Raw genomic sequence first — 15,831 nt, forward strand, 5'->3', positions numbered from 1 at the left:
TCAACCTGGCCAGTTGCACGGATTGTTCGCAAAGGCACGGCAGTTTGATCTAGCCGATCACCTGAATCGACCCCAGCACTGCTATCCCCGAAACGAGCGCCAGGCTGGACGCCTCGGTCAGCTCGACCTTCAACGTGCCGCCGTCGGGGATGACGAAATCCTCGCTGTTGAGACGAATGCTGCAATCACCGGAAACCGCGTAAACGAGATGCGTGCCGGCGGACAATGGCCGGTCACCGGGTTCTCTCAGCGCCACAAGCTCGATGCCCGCCGCACCGCGCCGGGCCATCAGGTTCACAACCTCGACCGGACCTGCCTCGAGCTCCGTCACGATCTCCATCTCGCCGGTGAAACGCACCGTCGTGAACGGTTCGCGCTCGTCGAATTCCTGCGTGGGCGATTTCAGCACCAATCCGCGCCCGCCGACGACCATCTGCAAGCGGTCGATGCCGGGCATGAAAGAGAATGGAGCGGGCGCCACGATCGGCGTGGACGCAAAACGCCACAGCAGGCTGTCCCAATCCTTCGCCGATGCGTCGGCGCGATAGGCGCCCGCAATATCGGTAAAAATACCGCCGCCGTTCTTCCAGGGCGAGCGGGTGTAGTCTTCGGATTTCAGCAGCGTGGTTTTCATGTCTTCGAGCCGTCCTGGAGACAGGTGGGCGAATGTCAGTTGCGTATCGAGCAGACAGGATCGTAGCCCGGATGGAGCGAAGTGCAAACCGGGACCTCTCTCGCGCTGGGACAGCAACCCGGATTGCGCTGCGCTCCATCCGGGCTACGGAGCCATCCATCCCTCACTCGCCCTTGCCGCTCTTCAGCTTCGGCAGCGTCTCGACGATCTTCTGCTTGCCGTCGACGATCTCGGCGAGGAAGCTGGCGCGGTCGATGTCACCGTTCTGGTCCCAGCTTGCTTCCATCAGCATGCCCGGCGCCTTGTCGGGCGTCAGGGTGAGGCCCTTCATCGTCGCGCCAAAGGCCTTGCTGTCGAACTTGCCGATCTTCTCGGTGACGTATTTGACGAGATAGACGGCGGTGTAGCCCTTGATGCCGTTGTGGTCGGGCCGGTATTTGAAGCGCGCACTGAACTTGTTGGTGAACGCCTCGATCGCGGGCACCGGCGCATCGGCGGACAGGCCGACATGGCCGCGCACGCCGCTGGCGGCGGGGCCGGCGAGCTCGACCACCTTCTGGCTCAGCAGCGTGGTCTCGCCGAACAGCGGCGTTGCAATACCCTGCCGCTTCGCTTCGATCAGGAAGCGGGCGCTCTCCTCCTCGTTGGTGTAGACGAAGATCGCGTCGGCCTTTGCGCTCTTCAGCTTGATGACGTCGGAGCCGAAATCGACCTGGCCCTGCTCGGTGGAGATGTCTGCCGCGATCTCGATATTGCGCGCCTTCATCTCCTTGACGAAATTGTCGCGGCCGCCCTTGCCGAAGTCATTGTTGACCCAGACCACCGCAACCGATTTCACCTTGAGCTTGTCGTGCAGGTAATTGGCGATCTTCGGCATCGAGAATTGCTGGCCGAAGGCGGTGCGGAACACCCAGGGATTCCCCTGCGTGGTGATATCGGCGGCCTCGGCGCCGACGATCTGCGGGATCTCGGCCTGCTGCGTCAGCGCCATGTTGACCTTGACCGAGCCGGAATAGATCGGCCCGAGCACGACATAGGGGTCCTTGTCCAAAACCTTCTGCACCTGCGCGCGCGAGATGCCGGGATTGCTCTGGGTGTCCAGATGCTCGGTCTGGATTTTTCGGCCCAGAATGCCGCCGGCATTGTTGATCTCGTCGACCGCGAGCGCGACACCGTCGCGCCAATTGGTGCCGGAGACGGCGCCGGGCCCGGACAGCTCGATCACGTCGGGGATGTATACGGTGCTCTGCGCGCAAGCCGCGCCCGCCCAGAGCGACGTCGCAAACGCAATGCCGAGCGCCCCTGCAAAATGCCTCATCACGTCCACCCTCCCTTTTTGCTGTTATGTTGTTTTGTCCGCCGTCTCGTCGAAGCCGAGCAGCCTTGCCGGCGTTCGCCACAACAGGCGATGCTGATCGCTCGCGACCGGAAACAGCTTGGTCAGCACGGCGAGCAGCGGGCCGTAATCCAGCCGCTCGGAGGCGCGCAGGAACGGATAGTCCGAGCCCCAGACGCAGCGGTCGAGCGTGAAGGCATCGACCAGCGCGGCGATGAAAGGCCAGGTGTCTTCATACGGATGCGGCTGCTGCGAGAATTTGTAATAGCCGGAGACTTTGATGTGCGCGTCGCGCTCGCGGCCGATCGCCAGCAGCGCCTGAAAGGCTTTGCCCTGTAAACCGTGCGCGACCGACGGCCGCCCGCAATGGTCGAACATCAGGCGCACATTCGATCTCTCGATGAGCGGCAGCAGATCGAGCAACTGGTCCTGCTCGACCTGGATCTGGAGGAACAGGTCGAGACCCACCAGCTTCTCCAGCAGCGGGGCTGCCTTGAGATAATAGCCGGCGCCGTGGAACGGCACATTGAAGGCGACGCCGATCACGCCGGCCGCTTTCAGCCGTTCGAGTTCCTTGATGTCGACGTCGTTCTCGACGACGGCGACGCCCCTGAAGCGGCCGCCGCCCTGCCTCAACGTGTCGAGCAGGATGCGGCTGTCGCTGCCATAGCCGGTGTTGGTGGCGACCACGAGCGCGTGGCGGACGTCAAACGCATCGAACACGCGGATCAGCTGCGCTGCCGGCGCGATCTCCTGCCCGCTCGGCCGGTACGGCGTATCGCCGGCGTAGGGAAAGCGAACGGGATCGATGGAGTGGATGTGGCAATCGATCCTGGGAGACGCCGGCAAGGTCATGGCAAAAGGCTCCCCGGCGCGCGGTTCAGAACGTGGCCTCGATGGCCTTGATCAGCTCGGGCGTCACATCCGGCATGATTCCGAACCAGGCCTTGAAGGCGAGCCGCGCCTGGTTGAGCAGAAGACCGAGCCCGTTCACGGTCACGCAACCGCGCGCGCGGGCTTCGGCCAGGAACGGCGTCTCCAGCGGCGTATAGATGAGATCAGCGGTGAGCATCGTGGGCTTCAACCGCGACAAGTCGATCTCCAGCGCATCCTTGCCGACCATGCCGCGGTCGGTGCAGTTGACGAGCAAGGCGACATCCGCGAGGGCCACGCCACGGTCGTCCCACGCCACAGTGCTGACGGCGGAGCCAAAATCCCTGGCGAGCGCCTGCGCCTTCTCCGCGGTACGATTGGCGATCCGGATCTCGCGCGCACCGTTTTCGAGCAGCGCCACGACAACCGCACGCGAGGCGCCGCCTGCCCCGAGCAGCAGGATCGGCCCGGCATCACCGCGCCAGTCGGCCTTGGCGTCGCGCAGGCTCTGTACAAAGCCGTTGCCGTCATTGTTGAAGCCGGAGAGCGTGCCGTCCGCCTCGACGACGATGGTGTTGACGGCACCGATGCGTTTTGCGGTCTCGTTGACGCGGTCGAGCAGCGGCATCGCCGTCTGCTTGTGCGGCATGGTGACGTTGCAGCCGCGGAACCCGAGCGCGATCAATCCGTCAAGTGCATCCTCGAGCCGCTCAGGCTTCACAGCGAGCGGCACATAGGTGCCGCGAATGCCGTGCGCCTTCAGCCAGTAATTGTGAATGACCGGCGAGCGCGAATGCGCGACCGGCATGCCGATGACGCCCGCCAAACCAAATCCATCTTGCGACATGCAGCGCTTCCCGTCCCGAACCCGCGCCATTCGGCGCGCGACCATTTTATTTGGTCATTTGTCCAATTCTATTAAGCGGAATGGCTATGGCGCGCAATCTGAATCTCGGACGCGCGGTCGCCGGTCTTCGCCACGCGGCTACTTCGTCGTCAGCGCCGCGATCGGGCGCCACGAATTGTCGGGCGCGGCCGCAGCGAACTGCCGGCAGCGGTCGCGCATCAATTCCGCCGGACGATCATGGCCGCGCTCGTTCAGCACGGCTTCGAAATCGGCGAGCGCGGTGGCAAACCGGCGCGCGCGGTAGTTGGCAAGGCCTTGCTCGTAGCGTCCGATCCAGCCGACATCAGCCTCGCCCTCGCCGGCCAACGCGATCAGTTCGTAGACCGAGAACCCCTCCTCGCGTCCGTAGACTGCGATGCTGTCGATCTCGCGGGTGACGATGGCGCCGCGGGCCAGCCGTTCGGTGGCCTCGCCGATCAGGATCTGCGTGCCGTAAGACTTGTTGGCGCCTTCGAGGCGGCTGGCGACGTTCACGGCATCGCCGATCACGGTGTAGTTCAGGCGCAGCTCCGAGCCGATATTGCCGACCAGCATGCGGCCGGAATTGATGCCGATCCGGATCTGGAGCGGCTGGCCGAGATCGTCAGCGAGTCCGGACTGCTCGATCGCTCTGCGGCAGCCGAGCGCCGCGCGGCAGCAGCGCAGCGCGTGATCGGCCTGCGGCTGCGGCGCGCCCCAGAACGCCATCACGGCGTCGCCGATGAACTTGTCGATGGTGCCGCCATTGGCTACGACGGCCTCCGAGGAGAGGTCGAGATAGCGCGACAACAGCGGCACCACCTGATCGCCGAGCCGCTCGGACAATCCGGTGAAGCCGGCAATGTCGACGAACATCACGCTGAGCTCCTGGATGCTGCCGCCGGGCCTGGCCTCGACACCCTGGCGCAGCAGCGAACGAACGAGATCGGCGGGGATGAATTTTCGGAACGCGGACAGGCCGGCCGCCATCTCGGCGATCGCGCCCGACAGGCTCGCGATCTCCTTGAGACGCGAGGGATGGCGGCGCACCTGCTCCAGCGCGAAGGCCTCGACATGGCGAAGCTCGCCGACAACGCGCGACAGCGGCGCAGCAATGGCGGAGCGCGCCAGCGCGGCCGACGCCAGAGCGGCGAGCACCGCGCCGACCGCAAGGCCGACGATCAACCGCCGCAGCGTCGTCTCGACGGGCCCGAGAAATTCGGCCTCGGGAATGACAGTGGCGAGCGACCAGCCGGGAAACGGGAGCGGCGTGAGCGCGACCTCATAGGCCGCACCGCCTGAGGTGAGCCGGCTGCGCCAGGCCTCCTTGCGACCGTCCTCGCCCGCCTTCACGAGTGCCATCCGCGCCAGCGGCAGCAGCGTCGTATCGCCCTTCGCAACGTGCAACTCGTCGGCGTCCTTGTCGGGCGCCGCGATCAGCTCGCCGCTGCCGTCGATGATGAAAGCCGTTCCGGTGCGCCCGACCTCGAGCTGCGACAGGAAACGCGCGAGCCTGGTGTATTCGATGACGACGGCCAGGACACCTTGCCGCTCCTGGTAGACGTCGATCGGACCCGCAAAGGCAATCGAGGGGCGCTCGCCGATCGGATGGTCCGACTCCCTGAACCATTGCGGCTCGTCCGCCGTCAAGCCGGTCTTGAACCAGCTGCGGTCGGCGACGTGAAAGTCGGTCGGCTCGAAACGGCGATTGGCGAATTCGATGTCGCCGGGCACCACGTCGTATTCGTCGACGCGGCGCTGGCCGGGATGGTCGGTCAGCGATATCTCCGTCATCTCGAGGCGGCGGTCGCCGAGCTTGTGCGCGGCAAAGAAGGAGCCGTCGGGCCAGCCGAAGGCGACCCAGGAGATCGTCGCCTGCGACTGCAATTGCGACAGGAACACGAACTCGCGCTTGTCGGCCTCGCGGGTGTCGAGCACGTTCTGGAGGAACAGGGTGCGGATCGCGGTATGTGCGGCGCGCGCCTCGTCCACGATGGCCGATACCTCCTTGCGCACCGCCGCCACGATCTGTTCGTTGATGGTGGAGGCGAGCTGCCGGCTGGTCGCCTCCGCCGTCCGCCACCACAACAGGCTGGAGAGGGCCGCCGTCAGCAGGATCGCGGTCAGCACCAGCGCCGAGACGGCAAGGCGGATGCTGATCGTCAGCCTGGCGATCGCGTGAAACTGCCGTCCGGGGTCGACATTCATCGCTGTTTCCCCCTTGGGGCCAGGCATAGTTCCTGAATCGCTCTACGCGGCCCACCGCTGGTCGTTACGTCTGGCAGTCCCAATCGGGTCCGGCCAATGCTCTCCGGCTAACCTCTCGATAGCGCCAAGGCATTGGATTTGACCGGCTGCTTGCCCGCTAATTCCGGCCCGGGCGCACGGCCTGTGCACTCCCCCAACGGCCTCACGGACTCGTGAGCGGCTCGAAGGTAACTGGGGTCGTGGACGAGGCGAATAGGACAATGCGCTCTTCGCTTGCCAAGCGATGCCATCTCACAAGGAGAATCCGATGTCTGCCAAACTTGCCGTCACTACACTCGTTCTCGCCGGCGCGATGTCGACCGCACTCGCCACGTTTGCCGCCGCCAGCCCGCTCACCAAGGCCGAAGCCGATGCGGCGGTCGCCGCCAAGAAGGAAAAATGCTTCGGCGTCGCGCTGAAGGGCCAGAACGATTGCGCGGCCGGACCGGGCACCACCTGCCAGGGCACTTCGACCACCGACTTCCAGGGCAACGCCTGGAAGTTCGTCCAGGGCGGCACCTGCGCCAGCATCGAGCTGCCGGGCGGCAAGAAGGGCTCGCTCAAGCCGGTCTGACACCAGCACATCGCCGAACAGGGAAAGCGGAGGAGCGACATGACGACAGCGATAGGGCTTGGCCCGTCCACACTTACGCCCCTCCGCTTTCCGCCTCCAGTCGGCGGCGTCGCCGGCACCAGTTTCAAGCACGAGCACCTCAACGCGATTCTCGCGGACGGCCCGCAAGCCGGCTTCTTCGAGGTCCATGCCGAGAACTACATGGGCGCGGGCGGGCCGCCGCATCGCGCGCTGGAAGCGATCCGCCGGGATCATCCGCTGTCGCTGCACGGCGTCTGCATGTCGATCGGCGGGCCACAGCCGCTGGACAAGGCGCACCTGGCGCGTTTCCGCGGCCTGGTTGCGCGCTACCAGCCGGCGTTGGTGTCCGAGCATCTCGCCTGGTCGACGCATGAGACCAGCTTCTTCAACGATCTGCTGCCGCTGCCCTACACCGAGGCGACGCTCGCTTGCGTCTGCGATCACATCGATCAGGTGCAGGAGGCGATCCGGCGTCCGATCCTGCTGGAAAACCCCTCGGCCTATCTCGCCTTCCGCGAATCGTCGATGAGCGAGACCGATTTCATCCGCATCGTGACCGAACGCACCGGCTGCGGACTGCTGCTCGACGTCAACAACGTGTTCGTGTCCGCGACCAATCACGGCTTTTCGGCGCTGGAGTATCTGGCGGATTTTCCGCTGTCCCGCGTCGGCGAGATTCACCTCGCCGGTCATGCCGAGCAGAGCGACGATGACGGCGATCTGCTGCTGATCGACAGCCATGACGGGCCGGTCGCGGACGCCGTGTGGAAGCTGTTCGAGATCGTGGTGCAGCACCGCGGCCCGGTGCCGACGCTGATCGAGTGGGACAGCAAGATCCCGGATTGGCTGGTCTTGCAAGCGGAGGCTGCGGCTGCGCAGGTGATCCTCGATCGTTACCGCCCGTCCATGCTGACGGGAGATCGCCGTGCTGCCTGAGCAGGACCTGTGCTTTGCCGCGGCCTTCGCACCCGCGCTGCTGGATCCGACGCGCCTCGCGCCTTCGATCGTGACCGGCCCGAACGGCAAGGCCGCCGGCAAACGGTACGATGTCTACCGCAACAACGTCACAGTCAGCCTGATCGACGCCCTCGCCGCGATCTATCCCGCAGTGCAGCGCATCACCGGCCCCGACTTCTTCCGCGCCATGGCGCGTTTCCATATTCGCCAGACTCCGCCGGCCTCGTCGCTGCTGTTCGACTATGGCCGCGACTTTCCGGAGTTCATTGCGGCCTACGAATATGCGCGGCCGCACCCCTGGCTCGCCGACGTCGCCCGCATCGAGCGGGCCTGGCTCGACGCCTATCATGCCCGCGACGCCGCGCCGCTCGTGCCGGCGCGGCTGGCTGCGGTGGCGCCGGACCGGCTGGGCGATCTCGTCTTCACGCCGCACCCGGCGGCTGCAGTCGTGCGGTCGCCATTCTCGGCAATGACAATCTTTGCCGCCAACCGTGAAACCACACCCGTCGAACGCATCGATGCCTCGACACCGGAAGACGCGCTGATCACGCGCGCCGAATTCGACGTCGTCGTACGGCACCTTCCGCCTGGAGGCGCGGTCTTCGCGATCCATCTGATGTCGGGCCGCCCGCTCGGCGAAGCCGCCGCGTCGGCGCTGGAGGCATCGCCCGATTTCGACATCGCCTCGAACATCGCCGGCCTGATCGAGGCGGGCGCATTCACCTCGATTTCTCTTGGAGAAGCATGATGATCACGGATCAACGCCTGTCGGCCGGCGACAACCTGCCGCCGCTCAGGTTGCTCATCGAGAGGGCCAATCATCTGGTGCAGACCATCGCAACACCGTCGCTCGTCCAGCTCGTGCTGCGCGTCGCGCTGGCTGGGCCGTTCTGGCGGTCCGGCATTCTGAAATGGGGCGGCTTCCTCAGGCTGAACGACACCGCTGTGACGCTGTTCACCGACGAATTCATGCTGCATCTGCCGGGCGGCCCCTATCACTATCCCGCGCCGACGGTGATGGCCTTCCTGTCCGGGTGCGGCGAGATCACGTTTCCGGTCCTGCTGATCCTCGGCCTCGGCACACGGTTTGCCGCGCTCGGACTGCTGTTCATGACACTGATTGTCGAACTCACCGTACCCGATGGTTGGCCGATCCACCTCACCTGGGCGGCGATGGCGCTCGGCATCATGGCTTACGGGCCGGGCCGCGTCTCACTGGATCATCTCATCGGCCGGGCACTCTCGCCCGAGCGATAAGCGCGCCTTACATCCCACTCAAACCGCTATCGACCGCGAGGGTCTGCGCGGTCACATAGACGCTTTCGTCCGACAGGAAGAACAGCACCGCGTAGGCAATCTCCCAGGCTGTCGCCTGGCGGCCGAAGGGGACGTGGCCCTTGCCGCGGTTGGGACGGCCGGCGCCGGCTTCGCGGCCGTTGGGGGTGTCGACGAGGCCGGGATAGACAAGGTTGGCGCGGATGCCGCGGCGCGAGCCGAGATGGGCGATGTTGCGCATCAGACCGCCGAGGGCGGCCTTGGAGGAATCGTAGACCGCCATCTGCGATCCAGCTTTCAATGCCGCGATCGAGGAGATGAAGACGACCGAGCCGCCATCGACGAATCTCGGCATCGCCGCGCGGCAGCACAGCATCGGGCCGCGGACGTTGACGTCGTAGATCCTGTTCCATTCTTCGGGGCTGACGGCATCGAGCCCGGTCTTGCCGAAGGTGCCGATGTTCAGCACCATGCCGTCAAGCCCGTCCATGTCGCGGTGGGCTTCTTCGATCATGCGCTGGACGTCCGCTTCAGACGTGACGTCGGCAGTGATGGCAAAGCCCTCGCCACCTTCGTCAGTGATGTGCTTGACGGTCTGCTGTGCGGAGGTGCGGTTGAGATCGGCGACTGCGACCTTCGCGCCTTCGCGGGCACAAAGGATACTCATGGCGCGGCCGTTGCCGATCGGATCGCTGGCGGCGTCGAACACGCGCTGGCCGCCGCCGACGATCAGGATGCGGCGCCCTTTCAGGCGGCCCCTGCCCGGTGCTTCGCCAAGCGATTCCGCGCTCGGCGGACGAACATAGCGGTCCGGCTTGCTCTCGGTTTCCGTCATCTCAACCGCCGGACTTCTTGCCGCCGTCATAGACCTTCATGCCGGCCGCGGGATCGAGATCGGTTTCGGTCGCCTCGGTAACTCGCGCCATCATCATGTAGAAGCCGAGCGCGACGATGGATTCGACGATCTCCTGGTCGCTGAAATGTTTTCGCGCGGCGGCGAAAATCGATTCGGGAACGCGGACATTTTCGACGACCTCGCGACCGAATTTCAGCAAGGCGCACTCGGCCTCGCTTAAGCCGGCGGCATCGTAGTCGCTGCGCTCGACAGCATCGATCTGCGCTTGCGTACAGCCGACGCCGAGCGCGATCGGCACGTGCTGCCGCCATTCATACGCGCCGCCTTCGAGCTGGGCGGCCTGCAGGATCAAAAGCTCGCGGTTGACCGCGCTTAGCTTCTGCTTGTGCAGGATCGAATTGCCGAGCCGCATCGCCGGGATCATGTTGGCCTCGGCGTGGGCCATCATGCGGAAGATGTTGAGCTTGACCGGCATGCGGTCGAACGAGGCGCGGATGTCGCCGCTCGTCGTCTCCGGATCAATCAGGGGCAGCCTTGCCACGTGTTTCTCCCTTGGGTTTTCGTTTCTTGTTGTCGTCTTCGGTGCCTGCCGCAATCAGCGACAGGAAGAAGGCAAGATAACGGTCGATCGCCTCGATCACCTTCGGCCGCGGCGAGGGCGTAGCGCCCATCACGTAATGCTCGAGGCGGATGTAGATCAGGCCCGCAGCGAACAGACGCGCGGTCTCGCGCGGGTCCGGCGTCGAGACCAGCCCGGCCAGCGCAAAGCCGCGAAAATAATCCGTCATCATGCTCTGCTCGCGCGCGTAAAAATGGTCGGCGAATTTGGCGCGGATACCGGGCACGCGGTTACGCTCTGCGGTGATGACCTTCTGGAACTGGTGCTCGCGCGGATCGGACCATTGCTCGACGAGGTCCAACGCGAACTGCCGGCAGAACGCGGCGGGCTGGCGCGCGAGCTGCTTGTAGCGCGGCTCCTCCAGCCGGCTCGCCGAACTTGCGGGGCCGTGCTCGCTGACAATCGCTTCGAGGATCGCGGCCTTGCCGGAAAAATGATTGTAGAGGCTGCTCTCGCGAATGCCGACGCGGCGCGCGAGCTCGCGCATCGAGGCGCCGCCATAGCCGCTCTGCGCGAACAGATTGAGCGCTTCATTGAGAATGCGCTCGCGGGTCGTGGGCGCAGCCGCTTCCGCCGCGCTGGAGGTGTGGACAGCCATGCGGCTTGACTAACGAACGATCGTTCGCTAGTCAACCGGACGCATTCAACTCCACCCGTTCAAGACGTGGAGAGCAAATCAGGGAGACGACGTCATGGCGCGCTTCGCTCAACTCTTACCGGCGCGGCAAGCCGTGATGACTCTGCGCATCGCCGCATTCTCGCTGTTTGCCGTGTCGGCGGCCTTGCCAGCGAAAGCCGAAGACCCCGCCGCTTATCCCACCCACAAGATCCGCATGCTGTTGCCCTACGCGGCCGGCGGCGGCGGTGACGTGGTCGGCCGGCTGCTCGCCGACAGGATGGGCAAGACGCTCGGGCAGAGCATCTATATCGAGAACCACACGGGCGCTGCCGGCACGCTCGGCACGCAGATGGTCGCGACATCACCGAATGACGGCTACACCATCACCGTCGGCGGCATGACCACGCATGTGCTGGCGCCGGCGATCTATCCAAAGCTGCCTTACGATTCGATCAAGGATTTTACGACCATCGGCCGCGTCGGTGTCTCCTCGATCATTCTGGTGGCGACCAAGGATTTTGCCGCCGATGACATCAGGGGCCTGATCGCGCTCGCCAAGAAGGGCGAGGCAATTCAATACGGAAGCTGGGGCATCGGCTCGACCGGGCAGTTCTGCGCCGAAATCCTGATGCAGCAGACCGGCATCAAGATGGAGCATGTGCCGTTCAACGGCATCGCCAAGCTCGCAGGCGATTTGCTCGGCGGGCACATCACGCTGGCAACGCTCGACGTGGCGACTGCGACGCCGCTGGTGAAGGACGGCTCGATCAAGGCGCTGGCCGCCTGTGGCGAGCGCTCGCCGAGCCTGCCGGATGTCGCAAGCTACAAGGAACAGGGCGTGGCGTTCGACCGCAGCCTGTCCTGGGCGATGTATGCGCCCGCCGGCCTCGCACCGCCGATCGCACAAAAATTGTCAGCCGCACTGAAGGACGCACTCGGAGATGCCGAGGTGAAGCAGAAGCTTTTGGGGCTCGGCATCACCCCGCAATTCGTGCCCGGCGACGAGCAGCGCGACATCAATGCCCGCGACATCGCGGCCTGGAAGCAGGTCGCCAAGGACGCAAACATTGAAGTCAAGTGATCGAGGTCAAGTGAGCGGGATAAGAAGAGGAGCGCGGGCATGAGCCGCATCTTCGGCGCGGTGCGTCAGAACGGATATGTGGTGCGGGACATCCAGGCCGCGATGACGCACTGGATCGAGGTGATGGGCGTCGGTCCCTGGTACTACATGGACCGCGTCAAGACCGACTGGTTCCGCCATCGCGGCCAGGATTCCGCTGTCGAGATGAGCATTGCGCTGGCGAACACCGGCGATCTCCAGATCGAGCTGATCCAGCAGCGCAACGACGCGCCCTCGCTTTACAAGGAGTTTCTCGACGCTGGCCACGAGGGCTTGCAGCACATGTCGTACTGGAGCCACGATTACCAGGCGCTCTACGACAAGGCGTTCGCGCTCGGCTACAGGATCGGCCATGAGGGCCAGATCGGCGGCGACAAGGGGCGCTTTGCCTATTTCGACACGCAGGCGCATCCAGGAACCATCGTCGAGATCTCCGACATCAGCGGCACCAAGGGGCCGTTCTTCGAAAAAGTCCGGCAGGCGGCGATGAATTGGGATGGAACGCGGCCGATCCGGGAGGTCGTCGCGAAACCGTAGGATTTTGCGACGGCCGGAAGCACCGGACGAAACCAAATAGAAATTGTATTGCGGCCCCGGTCGGATATTCTTGCCGGCATTGCATATCCCGGCTTGGGGGCCGCGATGAAATTCTTTTGTCTCTTTGCTCTCAGCGCCGTTCTCAGTATCCTGGCGCTTGTCTTCCAGCCGGCCGGCGCATTTGCTGACCAGCGCATGGCGCTGGTGATGGGCAATTCGGCCTATCAGCGCGCGCCCAAGCTTGCCAATGCCACCAACGACGCGGGCCTTCTGGTCGAGACCTTCAAGAAGGCCGGCTTCACCGTCGTCGATGCGCGAAACGACCTGTCCGCCCAGGACATGCGGCGCACGCTACGGGATTTCGGTGCCAAAGCCCGCAGCGCTGATATCGCCGTCGTCTATTACGCCGGTCACGGCATCGAGATCGACGGCAACAACTATATCGTTCCCGTCGATGCCCAGCTGGAGAACGACACCGACGTCTATGACGAGACCATCGGGCTCGACCGTATCCTCGTCGCCATCGAGCCGGCGAAAAAGCTGCGCCTCGTCATTCTCGATGCCTGCCGCGACAATCCGTTCGCCCGGAACATGAAGCGCACGATGGCATCGCGGGCGGTCGCACGCGGCCTTGCCAAGGTCGAACCATCGAGCCCGAACACGCTGGTCGCCTTTGCCGCCAAGGCCGGCCTCACCGCGCTCGATGGCGACGGCAAGAACAGCCCGTTTGCCACCGCGCTGGCGCATCATCTGGCAACACCGGGCCTCGATCTGCGCAAGGCGTTCGGCTATGTCCGCGACGAGGTGCTTCAGGCCACGACCAACAAGCAGGAGCCTTTCATCTACGGCTCGCTTGGCGGCGACGATGTCATGCTGGCGCCGGCCGCGGCACCTCCTGCTCCACCGCCTGCGCCCGTAGCATCCACCGACACCAGCGCCTCGCGCGACTACGAATTTTCCGAGCGCGTCGGCACCGTGGAGGCCTGGGATCTCTACATCGCGGCGCATCCGAGCGGGTTCTACACCGATCTCGCAAGGGTTCAGCGCAACAAGCTCGCAGCGGCCCGCCCAGCGCCGGCCACCGTCGCGATTGAAACGAAGAAGGTGCAGACGACACCCGTGCTGCCGCCGCAGCCTGAGGTAACAAAGCCCGTTGCCGCACCGAAGCTGGCAGCTACGCCGGCCACCGTCACTCCGCTTACGCTTACCACTCCACCCGCAACCGAGACGAAGAGCGTTGCCGCCGTTCCGGTATCGAGCTGCACCACACGAATCGCGCGGCGCGGCAGTGATGCCGTCGGCGGTCCCTTCATTCCGGTCTCGATCAAGCCCAATGTCGAGGGTGCGAGCGTCCGCACCATCGCCGTCGCGCCCAACGGCCGGGAGATCGCCACCGCCGGCGACGACGGCGTCATCCGGCTCTGGGATGCGGCCTCATTCCGGCAAACGCGCGTGCTGAGGGGACATGCCGGCGCGGTCTATGCGCTCGACTATTGGACCGAGAGCACGCTGCTCGCCTCCGCCGGGTGGGACGGCAAAGTCAAGGTGTGGGACCTCAGAAGCGATGGCCAGAGCCTGACTTTCGATGCGGGCGCAAAGCAGTTCGCGGTCGCCTTTGCACCGGAGCCGTCGCCCAAATATCTGGCTTCGGCCGGCGAGGATGGCATCGTGCGGATATGGAATCTCGGCACCCACGAGCTTGCCAAGAGCAAGCTCGATCACCAAAGCGGCGATCCCGCGCGCGCGGCCGTGCGTTCGCTGAGCTACGCCCCATCCGGCTCGGGGGAATTCGTCTCAGCTGGTTACGACGGCAAGATCCGGTTTTATCGCACCAGCGGTGCCGTCGACGCGAAGGACGCCTATGGCCGCAAGGCGCTGCGCGTCGCCTATTCGCCCGACGGCACGCGCGTGGTCACCGCCGGCTCGGATTCAGAGCTCGGCTCGGCAAAACTGTTCGACGCGAGAAGCGGCAATGTGCGGCTCCTCGCCGGACATCGCGACTATGTCGTCTCTGCCAATTGGTCCGCGGACAGCAAGCGCATTGTCACGGGCGGCGGCGGACGCGACAAATCGGTGAATCTGTGGGACGCCGACAGCGGCCGGTTGCTGGCAAGCTTTTCCGGCCATCAGGAAGATGTCGAGGCGGTCGCGTTCTTCCCGGGTGGAACGCGGCTGATCTCGGCAAGCGAGGACAAGACCATCAAGGTCTGGGACATCGCCGAACGGCGCCTGCTGCTCACTGCGATCGGCTTCGGTGACGACGGTTTTGTCAGCTACACGCCCGAGGGCTGTTACGCCGGATCGAACGGCGTCGAAAGCCGGCTCAGCATCTCCAACGGCAGCCGCTACGAGCCGATGTCGATGGAGGCGCGCAAGGCGATGCAGGAACCGGCGGGGTTCACGTCACTGCTGGCGCGGTAAAGCACAGACGCCACGGGCTTTGTGGTATGCTTCACGCCTGAACATTCCGTGAGGCGGCCATGTCCGATGCTGATAAGGTTTTCGCGGGCTCGATCCCGGGGATTTACGACACCTATTTTGTGCCGATGATCTTCTCCGAGTATGCCGACGATATCGCAAGACGTGTCGCAGCTCTCACTCCCTCGGCGTTGCTCGAGATCGCAGCGGGGACCGGCGCGGTGACGCGCGCCGTGGCCGCCGCGCTGCCTCACGATTTCCGCTACGTTGCGACCGACCTCAACGATCCCATGCTGGCGGTCGCGGCGCGGCGCCAGGGTGAAGACCATCGTATTTCCTGGCGTCAGGCCGACGCGTCGGCCCTGCCATTCGGCGATGCCGAGTTTGACGCGGTCTGCTGCCAGTTCGGCGCCATGTTCTTTCCTGACCGCGTCAAGGCGTATGCGGAAGCAAAGCGCGTCCTGAAGCCAAACGGCACATTCCTGTTCAATGTCTGGGACCGCATCGAAGAAAACGTATTCGCGCACGTTGCGACGCTGGCGCTCGGCGAGCTGTTTCCTGACGATCCGCCCCGTTTCATGGCGCGGACACCACACGGCTACTTTGATCAGGCGATCATCAGGGCCGATCTCGAACGCGCAGGCTTTCGCGACATCACGATCGAAATGCGGCCAGCGCTCAGCCGCGCGCCGACGCCCGACCTTGTGGCGTTCACCTACTGCCAGGGCACGCCACTGCGTGGCGAGATCGAGACACGGGGCGACCTTCAGGCCGCCACCGACGCGGTCGCCGAGGCAATCCGGGCGCGCCATGGATCCGGACCGGTCGAAGCCAAAATTCAGGCCCTGGTGATCACGGCGCGTCCGTAGTTGCAGCGGGC

At 64.8% G+C, this 15,831-nt stretch carries 16 protein-coding genes; 8 read left to right on the forward strand and 8 right to left on the reverse strand.

The window, feature by feature from the left end; translation table 11 throughout:
* Positions 1-49: 49 nt before the first annotated feature.
* The 5 genes from IVB29_RS36795 to IVB29_RS36815 all read right to left on the reverse strand — a co-directional run bounded on the left by IVB29_RS36795 (position 50) and on the right by IVB29_RS36815 (position 5,916).
* Entirely contained in the window at positions 50-634 is a 585-nt protein-coding gene (locus IVB29_RS36795) for a HutD family protein (protein ID WP_247508382.1), read from the reverse strand.
* Positions 635-797: 163 nt separating this feature from the next.
* A complete protein-coding gene (locus IVB29_RS36800) occupies positions 798-1,952 on the reverse strand; it encodes an ABC transporter substrate-binding protein (protein WP_247508383.1) in 1,155 nt (384 codons plus the stop codon).
* Positions 1,953-1,976: 24 nt separating this feature from the next.
* Entirely contained in the window at positions 1,977-2,825 is an 849-nt protein-coding gene (locus IVB29_RS36805) for an amidohydrolase family protein (protein ID WP_247508321.1), read from the reverse strand.
* Between the two features lie 25 nt (positions 2,826-2,850).
* On the reverse strand, positions 2,851-3,690 hold the full coding sequence (locus tag IVB29_RS36810; RefSeq protein WP_247508322.1) for a shikimate dehydrogenase: 840 nt from the start codon (positions 3,688-3,690) through the stop codon (positions 2,851-2,853).
* 138 nt (positions 3,691-3,828) lie between these two features.
* Positions 3,829-5,916, reverse strand: coding sequence for an adenylate/guanylate cyclase domain-containing protein (locus IVB29_RS36815; RefSeq protein ID WP_247508323.1), 2,088 nt, complete (start codon positions 5,914-5,916; stop codon positions 3,829-3,831).
* A gap of 307 nt (positions 5,917-6,223) precedes the next feature.
* Here IVB29_RS36815 and IVB29_RS36820 point away from each other — a divergent pair, with 307 nt between their 5' ends.
* From IVB29_RS36820 to IVB29_RS36835, 4 genes are read left to right on the forward strand one after another with little or no spacing between them, the layout of a single operon-like run.
* Positions 6,224-6,529, forward strand: a complete 306-nt coding sequence (locus IVB29_RS36820; RefSeq protein WP_247508324.1) for a DUF2282 domain-containing protein — start codon at positions 6,224-6,226, stop codon at positions 6,527-6,529.
* A gap of 39 nt (positions 6,530-6,568) precedes the next feature.
* Positions 6,569-7,486, forward strand: a complete 918-nt coding sequence (locus IVB29_RS36825) for a DUF692 domain-containing protein (RefSeq protein ID WP_247508325.1) — start codon at positions 6,569-6,571, stop codon at positions 7,484-7,486.
* Positions 7,476-8,255, forward strand: coding sequence for a DNA-binding domain-containing protein (locus tag IVB29_RS36830; RefSeq protein WP_247508326.1), 780 nt, complete (start codon positions 7,476-7,478; stop codon positions 8,253-8,255). The genes IVB29_RS36825 and IVB29_RS36830 overlap by 11 nt, the downstream gene beginning before the upstream one ends.
* Positions 8,255-8,764, forward strand: coding sequence for a DoxX family protein (locus IVB29_RS36835; RefSeq protein ID WP_247508384.1), 510 nt, complete (start codon positions 8,255-8,257; stop codon positions 8,762-8,764). The genes IVB29_RS36830 and IVB29_RS36835 overlap by 1 nt, the downstream gene beginning before the upstream one ends.
* Before the next feature lie 7 nt (positions 8,765-8,771).
* On the opposite strand, the gene IVB29_RS36840 is transcribed toward IVB29_RS36835, so the two are convergent.
* The 3 genes from IVB29_RS36840 to IVB29_RS36850 are packed head-to-tail and all read right to left on the reverse strand — an operon-like array spanning position 8,772 to position 10,855.
* The gene (locus IVB29_RS36840) at positions 8,772-9,617 is read right to left on the reverse strand and encodes an SDR family oxidoreductase (protein WP_247508327.1); all 846 of its coding nucleotides are present in this window, start codon (positions 9,615-9,617) and stop codon (positions 8,772-8,774) included.
* A gap of 1 nt (position 9,618) precedes the next feature.
* Positions 9,619-10,179, reverse strand: coding sequence for a carboxymuconolactone decarboxylase family protein (locus IVB29_RS36845; RefSeq protein ID WP_247508328.1), 561 nt, complete (start codon positions 10,177-10,179; stop codon positions 9,619-9,621).
* Positions 10,157-10,855, reverse strand: a complete 699-nt coding sequence (locus IVB29_RS36850; RefSeq protein ID WP_247508329.1) for a TetR/AcrR family transcriptional regulator — start codon at positions 10,853-10,855, stop codon at positions 10,157-10,159. Before IVB29_RS36850 ends, IVB29_RS36845 begins: the two co-directional genes overlap by 23 nt.
* Before the next feature lie 136 nt (positions 10,856-10,991).
* Here IVB29_RS36850 and IVB29_RS36855 point away from each other — a divergent pair, with 136 nt between their 5' ends.
* From IVB29_RS36855 to IVB29_RS36870, 4 genes are all read left to right on the forward strand, one after another.
* Positions 10,992-11,957 carry a tripartite tricarboxylate transporter substrate binding protein gene (locus IVB29_RS36855; RefSeq protein WP_346731333.1) on the forward strand — a complete coding sequence of 322 codons (966 nt, stop codon included), beginning with the start codon at positions 10,992-10,994 and terminating at the stop codon, positions 11,955-11,957.
* Between the two features lie 39 nt (positions 11,958-11,996).
* Entirely contained in the window at positions 11,997-12,533 is a 537-nt protein-coding gene (locus IVB29_RS36860) for a VOC family protein (RefSeq protein WP_247508331.1), read from the forward strand.
* A gap of 105 nt (positions 12,534-12,638) precedes the next feature.
* On the forward strand, positions 12,639-14,954 hold the full coding sequence (locus IVB29_RS36865) for a caspase family protein (RefSeq protein WP_247508332.1): 2,316 nt from the start codon (positions 12,639-12,641) through the stop codon (positions 14,952-14,954).
* A 59-nt stretch (positions 14,955-15,013) separates the two neighbouring features.
* Entirely contained in the window at positions 15,014-15,820 is an 807-nt protein-coding gene (locus IVB29_RS36870) for a class I SAM-dependent methyltransferase (RefSeq protein ID WP_247508333.1), read from the forward strand.
* The last annotated feature ends 11 nt before the right edge of the window (positions 15,821-15,831 follow it).

It is taken from the genome of Bradyrhizobium sp. 1 (assembly GCF_023073315.1).
Classification (GTDB): Bacteria; Pseudomonadota; Alphaproteobacteria; order Rhizobiales; family Xanthobacteraceae; genus Bradyrhizobium.

Coding starts and splice junctions, on each gene's coding strand:
- IVB29_RS36795 (WP_247508382.1), bottom strand. CDS start 634: ATGAAAACCACGCTGCTGAAATCCGAAGACTACACCCGCTCGCCCTGG.
- IVB29_RS36800 (WP_247508383.1), bottom strand. CDS start 1,952: ATGAGGCATTTTGCAGGGGCGCTCGGCATTGCGTTTGCGACGTCGCTC.
- IVB29_RS36805 (WP_247508321.1), bottom strand. CDS start 2,825: ATGACCTTGCCGGCGTCTCCCAGGATCGATTGCCACATCCACTCCATC.
- IVB29_RS36810 (WP_247508322.1), bottom strand. CDS start 3,690: ATGTCGCAAGATGGATTTGGTTTGGCGGGCGTCATCGGCATGCCGGTC.
- IVB29_RS36815 (WP_247508323.1), bottom strand. CDS start 5,916: ATGAATGTCGACCCCGGACGGCAGTTTCACGCGATCGCCAGGCTGACG.
- IVB29_RS36820 (WP_247508324.1), top strand. CDS start 6,224: ATGTCTGCCAAACTTGCCGTCACTACACTCGTTCTCGCCGGCGCGATG.
- IVB29_RS36825 (WP_247508325.1), top strand. CDS start 6,569: ATGACGACAGCGATAGGGCTTGGCCCGTCCACACTTACGCCCCTCCGC.
- IVB29_RS36835 (WP_247508384.1), top strand. CDS start 8,255: ATGATCACGGATCAACGCCTGTCGGCCGGCGACAACCTGCCGCCGCTC.
- IVB29_RS36840 (WP_247508327.1), bottom strand. CDS start 9,617: ATGACGGAAACCGAGAGCAAGCCGGACCGCTATGTTCGTCCGCCGAGC.
- IVB29_RS36850 (WP_247508329.1), bottom strand. CDS start 10,855: ATGGCTGTCCACACCTCCAGCGCGGCGGAAGCGGCTGCGCCCACGACC.
- IVB29_RS36855 (WP_346731333.1), top strand. CDS start 10,992: ATGACTCTGCGCATCGCCGCATTCTCGCTGTTTGCCGTGTCGGCGGCC.
- IVB29_RS36860 (WP_247508331.1), top strand. CDS start 11,997: ATGAGCCGCATCTTCGGCGCGGTGCGTCAGAACGGATATGTGGTGCGG.
- IVB29_RS36865 (WP_247508332.1), top strand. CDS start 12,639: ATGAAATTCTTTTGTCTCTTTGCTCTCAGCGCCGTTCTCAGTATCCTG.
- IVB29_RS36870 (WP_247508333.1), top strand. CDS start 15,014: ATGTCCGATGCTGATAAGGTTTTCGCGGGCTCGATCCCGGGGATTTAC.